Below are 13,657 nucleotides of genomic sequence, written 5' to 3' on the forward strand. Positions count from 1 at the left end.
TTTGTCCCGTAGGGACTACACAATTAGAAAATATAATGAACAATAATATAAAACCAATGTTTACGCCAAAATCAAAATACAAAAATCCATTTTTCAGTCTTCGATTTGTGACGTATGCATTTTACATTTTAGTATTCACAACTTACACGCATGCCCAATCCGTAACAGGAGAACCTGCGGGAATTCCAGAATTACATAAAAAATACGAATTCGCTCCGTGGGAAGATCCAACGGTTACAAGCATCAACAGACAGCCATCAAGAGTGACTGCTTATTCATATGCAAGTGTTGAAGACGCTTTAAAAGGTGATAGAACCAAAAGCCGAATCCAGATGCTAAACGGCGATTGGGATTTTAAATATGCCGTAAATTTAAAAGAAGCATCAAAAGATTTTTATAAAAATACCGTTTCAGGCTGGGATAAAATCGAAGTGCCTTCAAATTGGGAAATGAAAGGATACGATAATCCAATTTACAAAAGTGCCGTTTATCCGTTTAGACCCATAAATCCACCTTATATTCCTAAAGATTATAACGGAGTTGGTTCTTACCAAAGAAGTTTTACGGTTCCAGAAAACTGGAAAGATATGACCGTTACTTTACATTTCGGAGCTGTAAGTTCAGGTTTTGAGGTTTGGTTAAATGGAGAATTTTTAGGTTATGGCGAAGACAGTTTTCTGCCATCAGAATTTGATATTACGCCTTACTTGAAAGCAGGAGAAAATGTAGTTTCAGTTCGTGTAATCCGTTGGACAGATGGTTCTTATTTAGAAGATCAGGATCACTGGCGCATGAGTGGAATCCAGCGTGAGGTTTTCATTATGGCCGAGCCAAAACTGCGTATTCAGGATTTCTTTGTTCAAACCAAATTAGATAAACAATACACAGATGCGATTTTTAAACTGCGTCCGAAAGTGGAGAATTTAACAGGAGAAAAAATAAAAGATTACACGATGAATGTTCAATTGTATGATGGTAATAATACGGCAATGTTCAAAGAACCGCTTCAAAGACCTGTGATTGATTTGATCAACGAAAGTTATCCTCGTCTGGATAATGTACGTTTCGGATTCTTTCAAGAAACCATTAAAAATCCAAAGAAATGGAGTTCAGAAGAACCGAATTTATACACAATGGTCATTTCCATAAAAGATAAAAACGGAAATGTTACCGAAGCCAAAAGTTGTAAAGTTGGTTTCCGTTCAATTGAATTTTCGAAAGAAAATGGAAAAATGCTCATTAACGGAAAAGAAACCTATGTATATGGCGTAAACCGTCACGACCATCATCCAACAAGAGGAAAAGCGGTTACGAGAGCAGATATCAAACAAGATATTACCACGATTAAAAAGTTCAATTTCAACTTTATACGTACGAGCCATTATCCAAACGATCCGTATTTCTACGAATTATGCGATCAATACGGAATCATGGTAATGGATGAAGCGAATCAAGAAACTCACGGAATTGGCGGAAAATTAAGCAACGATCCGCTTTGGACAAATGCTTATATGGAACGAATGATTCGAATGGTCGAAAGAGATAAAAACCATCCATCGGTTGTAATGTGGAGTTTAGGAAACGAAGGAGGAAAAGGGCCAAATCATTCGGCAATGTCAGGCTGGGTTCACGATTTCGACATTACGCGTCCCGTACATTATGAACCAGCGCAGGGAAATGCAAAATTAGACGGATATATCGATCCGCTTGATCCAAGATATCCAAAAACAATCGATCACGCATACCGTTTCGAAAATCCGCAGGATGATTCGTATGTTGATATGGTCAGCCGTTTTTATCCGGGTGTTTTCACTCCGAAATTTTTAGTCGATCAAAAGAAAGATACTAGACCAATTATTTTCGTTGAATATTCACATGCGATGGGAAATTCAGTTGGAAATTTAAAAGAATTGTGGGATGAATTCCGTTCGCTTCCTAGAGTTATCGGAGGCTGTATTTGGGAATTCAAAGATCAGGGAATCGTAAAATTTGATTCAAGATCAGGTCAGAATTATTTTGCTCACGGAGGAGATTTTGGCGAAAAATACCATGATGGAAATTTCAATACAAAAGGAATTGTAGATTCTAACGGAAAACCAAAAGGTTCTATTTTTGAAAACAAATGGGTGTATCAGCCAGCGATTTCAACTTTAAACGGAAATCAATTGGAAATCAAAAACCGTCAGGCTGTTAAATCATTAGAAGATTATATTCCGGTTTTAAAAGTGTTAGAAAATGGAAACGTAATTAAAACTCAGATTTTAAAACCATTAAAAGTAGAAGCCGGGCAATCAACAATTTTAGATATAAGCTCTTATCTTCCAAAAATTAAAGCTGATGCTGAATATATTTTAAATATAGAATTCCAGCTTTCAAAGGATGAATTGTGGGCTTCAAAAGGTTACGCTGTCGCGGAAGATCAGTTTGTATTGAAAAAGAAAGAAGTGATTTCTCCAGAATCTAAGAAAGAAAATTTAAACGTTTCTGAATCAGATTCAGATTTCAAAATAAAAGGGAAAACTTTTGATATTACAATTGGGAAAATAAACGGAGCTTTGAGTTCGTATATTTTTAATGGAGAAGAACAGGTTTTTGCACCGCTATTGCCAAACTTCGTAAGACCGCTTACAGACAATGATAAACGTGGTTGGAAATCGCAAAAGCTGTTGAGACAATGGTACAAAGCAAAACCAAAATTGGTTAACATTTCAATTGATAAATCGGCTTCTGAAATCAAAATAACAAGCGATTATGAAGTTATAAAAGATAGTGCGAGCGTAAAAGTGGTCTATAATATTTTACCAAACGGATTAATAAAAGTAGATTACAGTTTAAAATCGTCAAACAAACTGCCAAACATTCCAAAAATCGGAATGCAGATGGGAGTTCAGAGAAAATTCGACCAAATTTCTTGGTACGGAAAAGGGGAACTGGAAAATTACAGCGACAGAAGTTTTGGTTCGTTTGTTGGGAAATATTCGCTTCCAATAAATGATTTTATCGAACATTATCCAAAACCGCAAGAAAACGGAAACCGATGTGATGTGAGATGGATGGCATTAAGTACTCCACAGAAAAACAAAGGATTTTTAGTAGTAAACGATTCTAAACTTTTAAGCATGAGCGCATGGCCGTACACACAAGAAAATCTAAGTTCAGCGGGACATACGTACGATTTGAAAGATCCAGGATTTTTAACTGTAAACATCGATTTAATCCAAATGGGAGTGGGAGGAAATGATAGTTGGACGATTGTTGCACAGCCATTAGAACAATATCAGATTAAGTCTGGAGATTACGAGTACAGTTTTTATTTGACTCCTTTCAGCGGTTCAAAAAATCAGTTGGAAAGTAGTTTGAAGAAATTTAAGTATTAATAATTGACAATTAAAAATTAAAAGGTACAGTTTGTCATTTCGAGGAACGAGAAATCACACGCGTATATCGACAAAGATTGAGATTTAGTTTGCGGAGTTTCTAGTGCAATTTCTCCTTACGTCGAAATGACAAAAAACACGAAATGACAAAAAAAATAAAAATAATCTGCCAAATCAGCCAAATCTGCGAGAGTAAATTTTTCCCGCTGATTTAGCAGATAAAGCAGATTATCAAAAAATAATTAACAATGTTTCAAAAAAAACACCTCTTTTTTATCCTCCTTTTTGCAAGCTTCGTCTCCGCACAGGAAATCTATAAAAAAGAAAACACCTTTTTTCAGCCTACCAAAGAATCCTCAAAACCGTGGACGTATTGGTATTGGATGCAAAGCGCGTATTCTAAAGAAGGCATCACAGCCGATTTAGAAGCGATGAAAAGGGCAGGTATTGAAGGTGCGTATTTAATGACGATTAAAGGACCAGCAAATCCGCCTTTGATTGATCCGCCTGTTTTGCAGTTAAGCAAAGAATTCTGGGATTTAGTGCATTGGGCTTTAACAGAAGCCGATCGGGTTGGAGTAAAAATTGGATTTCATCCTGCCGATGGTTTTGCCGTTGCCGGAGGCCCTTGGATAACGCCCGAAATGTCAATGCAAAAGGTAGTTTGGAAAGATACTATTGTTAGCGGAAACAACTTTAAAAATCTAAAATTAGCCGTTCCAAATCATTACAAAGACTATTATCAAGATATTGCAACTTTTGCTATTCCGGTAAAAGAAAGTTTTATTACTTCGGATAAAAAACGTCCAAAAATAACATCAACCAATCCCGAATCTGATGCGACTATTTTAAGTTCATCAGATAAAGACGGATTATTTAGAATGCCAAAAAAGGGTTGGATTCAGTATGAATTTGATGAACCTTTTTTATGCAAATCCATTCAAATTGAAACCAAAGGAAATAATTATCAGGCACATCGTTTACTAATTGAAGTTAGCGATGATGGAAAAAACTTCAGAAGTTTAGGAAGATTAACAACACCACGTCACGGCTGGCAGGATGTTGATGCATTTTACACACACAGCATTGTTCCCACAAAAGCCAAATATTTTAGATTCGTGTACGATCCCGAAGGAACAGAACCAGGTGCAGAAGATTTAGATCCTGCAAAATGGAATCAAGGCTTAAAAGTGTCAAAAATCTATTTGTCAAATGAACCTTTAATTGACAATTACCAAGGAAAATCGGGAGCTATTTGGCGATTGAGTCCGCAGACAACCGAAAAAGAAATTAATGCTTCAGATTGTATCGATCCATCAAAAATGATCAATATTTCGAAGTTTATTGATACAAACGGTGTTTTAAATTGGAAAGCTTCTGCAAAAGGAAATTGGAGAATTATCCGTTTCGGACATACTTCAACAGGACATGAAAATGCAACAGCAGGAGCGGGAAGAGGCTTGGAAGTTGACAAATTTAATGCTGAAGCCATTCGTTTTCAGCTGGATCATTGGTTTGGCGAAATGCTTCGAGTTGCAGGCCCTGAATTAGCTTCAAAAGTGGTTAAAATCCTTCACATGGATAGTTGGGAATGCGGAAGCCAAAACTGGTCGCCTGTTTTTAGAACCGAATTTAAAACCCGTAGAGGCTATGATATTGTAGATTACATGCCTGTTATGGCGGGAATTCCTGTAAAAGATATTCAAACTTCGGAGAAGGTTTTATTTGATGTTCGAAAAACCATTTCAGAATTAGTTGCTGAAAATTTCTTTGGAACTTTACGACAAATTGCGGATGATGCCAATGTAAAATTCAGTTCAGAAAATGTCGCGCCAACGATGATGAGCGATGGACTTTTGCATTTTAAATATATTGATTATCCAAGTGGTGAATTTTGGCTGAAAAGCCCAACGCACGACAAACCAAATGATATGTTAGATGCTATTTCGGGCGGACATATTTATGGAAAAGATATCATTCAGGCAGAAGCTTTTACAGCTTTAAAAATGGATTGGGACGAACATCCGGGAAATTTAAAAGTGGTTGCCGACAGAAATTATGCTCTCGGAATTAACCGTTTTTTCTACCACGTTTTTGTACATAATCCGTGGCTGGACAGAAAACCCGGAATGACTTTAGACGGAATTGGAAGCTATTTTCAAAGAGACCAGACTTGGTGGGAACCCGGAAAAGCCTGGTTTGAATATTGCCAAAGAGTGCAGTTTCAGTTGCAAAAAGGAAAACCAGTGATTGATTTAGCTGTCTTTATTGGCGAAGATTTGCCTTCTCGTTCCATGCTTCCGGATCGTTTAGTGCCTTTTATTCCGAATGTTTTTGGAAAGGAAAGAATTGAAAGTGAAGCAATTCGTTTGAAAAATGAAGGTCAGCCGAGTACTAAAATGCCGAAAGAAGTAAGTTTTTCTAAAAATTCAACCGATTTATCGCAATGGATTAATGCCATGAATGGTTATCAGTACGATTCATTCAATTCAGATGTTTTGATAAACCGCGCAAAAGTAGAGAACGGAAAAATCTCTTTTGGAGGCGGAATTGAATACGGAGCTTTACTGTTTCCGGGAAGTCACAAAATGGCACCAAATAAGCTGCTTTCTTTGGCTTCCGCCGAAAAAATCTTGCAGTTAGTAAAAGACGGTGCAACGATTTTTGTGGATGAAAAACCAAATTTACAACCCGGTTTACAATCGAATGATTATTTTAAAAAATGGCAAAATGTAATTGGTGAAATTTGGAATAACTCTAGTGCATCAACTTGGAAAATAGGAAAAGGAACATTTATAAAATTACCTTATTTAGAAAATGATTTTGCTTCAATTGGAATTACTCAAGATGTTTATTTTCCAAATTTAAACAGAGCCGATTCTGAAACAATTGCCTGGACACATCGTAAATCTGATACCGAAGATGTTTATTTTATTTCGAATCAAAAAGAAGAAAAAAGGACATTTGAAGCTTCGTTTAGAATAGCTGGTAAAATTCCGGTTTGGTACAATCCCGTAACTGATAAAACTTCGGCTTTAGCCAATTGGAAAATAGTAAATGGGAGAACAATTGCCGCTATTAATTTAGATGCAAATGAATCTGGTTTTGTGGTTTTTAAAGAGGAGACAAAAGAAGTTTTAGCTCAGGGAAAATCTGTTGAATTTGAGAAAGTTCAGGTTCTGGATGAAAAGTGGGAATTACAATTTGATCCAGCTTTTAAAGGCCCGAAAGAGATTGTAAAAACAAATAAACTTTTTGACTGGAGTACTTCAGAAAATGATCAGATTAAGTATTATTCGGGAACTGTAGTTTATAGCAAAGAGTTTATCTGGAAAGGAAAAGATACGGATAAAATCTGGCTTGATTTGGGTGAAATTGCCAATATTGTAGAAATCAAAATCAATGGGAAAGATTGTGTGACGCTTTGGACTTTCCCTTTCAAAACAGATATTTCAAAAGCTTTACAAAAAGGAGAAAATACTATAAAAATAAAAATCACAAATACTTGGGCAAACCGACTAATGGGCGACCAAAAACTTCCAAAAGAAGAACGATTAACATGGACAAATGCTGCATTTCGTTTAGAAGGAGAGCCGTTGCTGAAAGCAGGATTATTAGGGCCGGTTTTGCTTGTGAAAGAAAAGATTAAATAATTTTTTTGCCACAGATTAAATGGATTAAAAAAGATTTTTCTAATCTGTAATAAAAGAAAAAAATCAATTGCCTCCAGCTTTAGCTGGAGGTTTAAAAAGATAATAAGATAAAGGCTTTAGCCAAATAGTTAGTTTGGCTAAAGCCTGAGATGTTGAAAAATAATATAACCTCCAGCTAAAGCTAGAGGCAATTGAAAAATAAAAATATCCACAGATTAATAATCCTTTTTAATCCATTTAATCTGTGGCAAAAAAAATATATAGAAATGAAAAAATCAATTATTGCATTATTAACGATTTTAGCGAGCTTTCAAATTAATGCCAAAATCAAATTACCAGCATTGTTTACGGACAATATGATGCTACAGCAAAAATCAAACGCACCAATTTGGGGCTGGGCAGAAAAGAATGCAAATATTGCGATAAAAACATCATGGAATTCTAAAATCTACAAAGTAAAAGCAAACAATTCAGGTAAATGGAAAACAGAATTACAAACGCCATCATTTGGCGGGCCGTTTGTAATTGAAGTTTCAGAAGGAACTGAAAAAGTTCTCATTAAAAATGTTTTAATTGGTGAAGTCTGGCTTTGTTCTGGACAATCAAATATGGAAATGCCTTTAAAAGGATTTCAGGGTCAGCCTGTTAAAAACGGAAACGAAATTATTGTAAGATCAGCCAATAAAAACATTCGGTTAATTACAATTCCGCGTGCTACAGTTTTAGAACCTTTGCAGGATTTTGAAGGAAATTGGGAAGTGGCTTCTCCAAAATCAACAGCTAATTTTAGTGCAACGGCTTGGTATTTTGGTTCGCTTTTACAGCAAGTTTTAGATGTTCCTGTTGGTTTGATTCATGTTTCTTACGGAGGTTCAAGTATGGAAGCATGGATGAATCAGGAAATGCTGAAAGATTTTACAAGTGCTAAAATTCCGACTACAAAAGAAGAATTGGCAAAAGATCCAAATCGTGTTCCGACGACTTTATTTAACGGAATGCTTTCGCCTGTAATTGGTTATGGAATAAAAGGCTGTATTTGGTATCAGGGAGAATCAAATTATGAAAGAGCTTCTGAGTATACTGCTTTAATGAAAAAAATGGTAAGCAGTTGGAGAGCTTTATGGAAACAAGGCGATTTTCCGTTTTACTATGCTCAGATCGCACCGTTTAATTATGCTTCTTTTCATCCAAAAGATTATTTAGAAAAATACAATTCGGCTTATATAAGAGAAGCGCAGTTGAAAGCTTCAAAGGAAATTCCGAATTCAGGAATGGCTGTTTTAATGGATGTTGGTGAAGAAAATAATATTCATCCAATGGATAAAGAAAAAGGAGGGAATAGACTGGCCTTTCAGGCTTTGGCAAGAACGTACGGAATTGAAGGTTTTGAATTTGAAAGTCCGAAATACAAATCGATGGAAATAAAAGACGGCGCAGTAACAGTTTCTTTTGATGACGTAGCAAACGGAATTACATCGTATGATAAGGAAGTTACCGGTTTTGAAATATCAGGAGAAGACAAAGTTTTTTATCCCGCAAAAACGGTTGTAAGAAGGAAATCAGTTGTTCTGACTTCAGATAAAGTTAAAAATCCAGTTGCTGTTCGCTATTTATGGAAAGATTTTGCAAAAGCGGAATTGTTTAGTGCAGGCGGTTTGCCGATTTCTTCGTTTAGAACGGATGAATGGTAATATACGGAAGCTCCTGCAAGGTTTTCAAAACCTTGTAGGTGTCTGATTGACTGTCAACTTAAAAAAAATATACCTACAAGGTTTTGGAAACCTTGCAGGAAAGAAAACGATGAAAAATAATATAATATTTATACTTCTCTTCACAACGCTTTGTATCAAAGCGCAAATTCCTGCGCTCGATAATTATAATCAGGTTTGGAATACGCAGAGCAGCAATTCATCAGAATCTATGCCTTTGGGAGGCGGAGATGTTGGTATGAATGTCTGGGTAGAAAATGGCGATTTGTATTTTTATTTTTCACGAAGCGGAACTTTTGATGAACATAATACTCTATTAAAATTAGGTCGGGTAAAAGTAACTTTAAGTCCGAATCCGTTTAGTGAAAAAGAAGGTTTTTATCAGGAATTAAAATTAAAAGATGGTTATATTTTAGTTGGGCAGAATGATACTAAAATCAAACTTTGGGTTGACGTTTTTAAACCGATAATCCATTTAGATTTAGAAAGTAAAACTTCGCTTAAAATGACGGCTTCTTATGAAAGCTGGCGTTTTCAGAATCGTTATCCTAAAGGAAAAGAAAACAATGCTAATTCTTATAAATGGGCACCTCAGGGAGAACTTATTACCTATAAAGATTCTGTTTCGTTTGAAAATAACGGTATTAAATTCTACCACAGAAATAGAGAAAATACTGTTTTTGATGTCGCAGTTAAACAACAGAAAATGGAATCGGTTAAAGAACAAATGCTGAACCCGATTGCGAATTTGACTTTCGGCGGATTTATGACGGGCGATAACCTAAAACCCGATGGAACATATTTAGGAAAATACCAATCGACAGATTTTAAAGGTTTTAATTTAACGAGCATAAAACCATCCAAAAAACATTCAGTAGAAATTTATTTAAATACCAGTCAATCTGATTTAAATACTTGGAATACTGGACTGCAGCATCAGATTTCTTCCAATAAAAACACTTCAAAACAAGCAGAAAAAAACACTCAAAAATGGTGGAATAATTTCTGGAATCGCAGTTTTATTTTTACTCAAAAAAATCAATCGATTGAGAAAGATTCGGTTTACCAAATTGGGCAGAATTATCAGTTGTTTCGATACATGTTAGGATGTAATACGTATGGAAAATATCCAACAAAATTCAATGGCGGATTATTTACAGTTGATCCTGTTTTTACTAATCCGGATTTAAATTTCACACCTGATTTCAGGAATTGGGGCGGAGGAACGATGACGGCTCAAAACCAGCGTTTGGTTTATTTCCCGATGGTAAAAAGCGGTGATTTTGATATGATGAAATCGCAGCTGGATTATTATTTAAGTCTTCAAAAAAATGCTGAATTAAGAAGTAAAGTTTACTGGAACCATAACGGAGCCTCATTTACAGAACAATTAGAAAATTTCGGCTTACCAAATCCTGCCGAATACGAATGGAAACGTCCTGCAGATTACGATCCTGGAATGGAATATAATGCGTGGTTGGAATACGAGTGGGATACGGTATTTGAATTCTGTCAAATGATGTTACAACAGAAAGAATATGCAGGAGAAGACATTCAAAAATACAATTCGTTTATTATAAGCTGTCTTCGATTTTTTGATGAACATTACCAATATCTGGCAAAGCAACGAGGAAGAAAAGCTTTGGACGGAAATGGAAAATTAATTTTATATCCGGGTTCGGGAGCTGAAACTTATAAAATGGCGTATAATTCTAATAGTACGATCTCTGCGTTGCAGGTAATTACAGCCAATCTTTTAGAACTTTCTTCGGAACAATTATCAAAAGAAGAATTAGAATACCTAAAAGGTTTTCAAACGAGAATTCCGCCTTTAAACTTCGGGCAAATCGAAAATCATAAAGTATTAGTTCCGGCAAAATCTTGGGAACGAGTTAATAATTCTGAGGTTCCGCAATTGTATTCTGTTTATCCGTGGGGAATTTACGGCATTGGAAAGCCAGATTTAGAAACGGCTTTAAATACATGGAAATACGATCCCGATGCTTTAAAATTCAGAAGTCATATTGGATGGAAACAGGATAATATTTTTTCGGCTCGTTTGGGTTTAACCGAACAAGCAGCAAAGTATAACACTTTAAAAATGGCAAATTCTGACCGACGTTTCCCTGCATTTTGGGGTCCGGGATTTGACTGGGTTCCAGATCATAATTGGGGCGGATCGGGAATGATTGGTATGCAGGAAATGCTTTTGCAGGAAACGGATGGGAAAATTTATCTTTTTCCGGCATGGCCAAAAGATTGGAATGTTCATTTCAAATTACATGCAAAACAAAATACTATAATTGAAGCCGAACTTCTAAATGGAGAATTGAAGGTTTTAAAAGTAATTCCGGAACAAAGGAAAAAAGACATTATAAATCTGTTAGGGATTTCAATAGAAAAAAAGAAAAAATTAAACTAACTAACTATTACCAAATAAAATGATTAAGAAATTACTAAGTGCTGCAGTTTTGTCTATGCTTTTGACAGCAAACGGACAAGCACAATCAGTTCAAAATACTGATAAACAAATTGTAAAAGTAGACTTCGATTTTTTTCAAAGAAAATTGGAAGAAGTTCATGATGTAAGTTATGATTCCTGGGTTGTCAGCGATCAAAAAGAAGCCGAAAAAACGTTTAATAATATAGCATTTAAACTAAAAGGAAACTTTACCTCAAAATGGTATAAAGTGGGGATGAACGCTCCGTTTTATAATAAATTAGGAAGCGACGGTTTGGTTACGGCTGAAAATTTAGAAATGAAAATCAGCGGATTAAAAACGGGCAAGCATACACTTTTGACTTTTCATAACGCTTTTGATGTAATTACCGGAAAAACTTTTTCTCCTATAAAAATTTACGTAAGCGGAAAATTGGAGCAAACCGTAAATGCAAGCCAGAGAGCGAATGCTAAAATTGATGCAGCAATGGCGTATATCACTTTTAATGCAGAAAATGGCAAAGATGTAATCGTTCGTTTTGAGATTGATCCAACTTCAAATCCTGATGTTGTGAAGCAGATTGTAATTAATGGTTTTGAAATTGATACGCCAAACTTGATGAATCAGGCGCGTACTCCGGAACCAAAAAACAGAGACGAACATGTGGAAGTAAGTAAAAATTTGATTTTAAAATGGGATGCTGTAAAAAATGTGGCATTTCATAAGTTGTATTTTGGTGAAGACAAAAATGCTGTAGAAAATGCAACAGAATCTTCAAAAGAATTTAAAGGAAAATTGACTGATAAATCTTTTTCAGTTTCTGATTTATACAGTGGTACAACCTATTATTGGAGAGTGGATGAAGTAGATAATAATGGTCAAGTAACCCTAGGAAATGTTTGGTCGTTTAAGCCAGCACAATTAGCTTTTCCGGGAGCTGAAGGTTACGGACGTTACGCTGTGGGAGGACGCGGCGGAAAAGTAATTGAAGTAACCAATTTAAATGACGACGGACCGGGAAGTTTGCGTGATGCTGTAAATCAGGAAATTGGACCAAGAACGATTGTTTTTAATGTTTCGGGAAATATAAAACTGGCTTCGAGATTAGTGGCAAATCAACCGTATATTACTATTGCCGGACAAACAGCTCCGGGCGAAGGAATTACAATAAGCAGAGCACCAATGGGACTTACTGGAAATGATGGCGTTATACGATTTTTGAAAGTTAGAATTGGTGGCGGAACTACTTATGACGGAATGGGATTAACGGGCGCAGATTATAGTATTATTGATCACTGTTCGATTAGCTGGACAATTGATGAATCTTTTAGTTCGCGTGGTGCGCATCATATTTCTTTACAAAGAACTTTAATTTCTGAAGCATTAAATGTGGCGGGACATGATAAATATGAGGTTGGAAAAATGCACGGATTTGCGGCTACAATTGGTGGTGATATTGGTAGTTTTCATCACAATTTATTATCTCATAATTATGGAAGAAACTGGAGTATTGGCGGTGGTTTAAACGGAGATGGTTATTATACCGGAAGACTGGATATTACTAATAATGTGGTTTACAACTGGGGACAAAGAACTACAGACGGTGGTGCAAACGAGGTAAATTTTGTAAATAATTATTACAAACCGGGAGCTTCAACTAAGATATTTGTGGCGTTAAATGCACAGCACGAAGGTGTTGGAAAAGGAATGCAGCGTTATTATTTTAACGGAAATATTATGCCGGGTTATTTTGATGAGAAATCTCAGGAGAAAGGAAGAAAATCTACTATAACAAATAAAGAAATTGTACAGTATGAAACATTTGTCGACAAACCATTTTTTCCTTCGTATGTAGAAACGCAATCAGCGAAAGCGGCTTATAAAAATGTACTTTCAGATGTTGGGGCAAATCAGCCGTTTTATGATAAACATGATAACCGAATTATAGATGAAACTTTAAAAGGGACTTTTACTTATAAAGGAAGCAAAAGTGGTTTAGGCGGTATGATCGATAATGAACAAGATGCAGGAGGATGGCCAAATTTTGCCTCAGAAACTCGTCCGACAGATTGGGATACAGATCATGACGGATTACCAAACTGGTGGGAAAAAGCCTTTGGTCTAAACGAAAATTCAAAAGCTGGAGATTTTTCAGATGCAAATCAGGATGCAGATAAAGACGGGTTTACACAATTGGATAATTATTTAGACTGGCTGGCTCAGCCTCATTATTTTGTAAATTCAGGAGAGAAAAAGGTTTTAAGTGCTGCAGATTATTTCAAAGGTTATGAAAATAAACCTGTTTATACTTTTTCTGATCTTAAAAATGGAAAAGTGGTTTTAAAAGGAAAAGAAATTGAATTTACAGCAGTTGAAAAAGGATTTGCTTCTTTCGTTCTAACGGTAAAAGATGCAGACGGAGATTCAATGAGCAGAACCATAAATTTCTTTGTTAGGTAAAAAGATTTCACGCAGAT

At 35.8% G+C, this 13,657-nt stretch carries 5 protein-coding genes; all 5 read left to right on the top strand.

Going from position 1 to position 13,657, the window contains the following annotated elements; genetic code table 11:
* Positions 1-35 precede the first annotated feature (35 nt).
* Entirely contained in the window at positions 36-3,377 is a 3,342-nt protein-coding gene (locus ACODSB_RS05920; protein ID WP_488936351.1) for a glycoside hydrolase family 2 TIM barrel-domain containing protein, read from the top strand.
* 248 nt (positions 3,378-3,625) lie between these two features.
* Positions 3,626-7,030, top strand: coding sequence for a glycosyl hydrolase (locus tag ACODSB_RS05925; protein ID WP_488936352.1), 3,405 nt, complete (start codon positions 3,626-3,628; stop codon positions 7,028-7,030).
* 266 nt (positions 7,031-7,296) lie between these two features.
* Positions 7,297-8,721: a sialate O-acetylesterase gene (locus ACODSB_RS05930; RefSeq protein WP_488936353.1), complete on the top strand. Its 1,425-nt coding sequence runs from the start codon at positions 7,297-7,299 to the stop codon at positions 8,719-8,721.
* 109 nt (positions 8,722-8,830) lie between these two features.
* Positions 8,831-11,161 carry a DUF5703 domain-containing protein gene (locus ACODSB_RS05935; protein WP_488936354.1) on the top strand — a complete coding sequence of 777 codons (2,331 nt, stop codon included), beginning with the start codon at positions 8,831-8,833 and terminating at the stop codon, positions 11,159-11,161.
* 19 nt (positions 11,162-11,180) lie between these two features.
* Positions 11,181-13,640 (top strand): pectate lyase family protein, encoded by a 2,460-nt coding sequence (locus tag ACODSB_RS05940; RefSeq protein WP_488936355.1) that lies wholly within the window; start codon positions 11,181-11,183, stop codon positions 13,638-13,640.
* The last annotated feature ends 17 nt before the right edge of the window (positions 13,641-13,657 follow it).

Source organism: Flavobacterium sp. FG68, assembly GCF_057808895.1.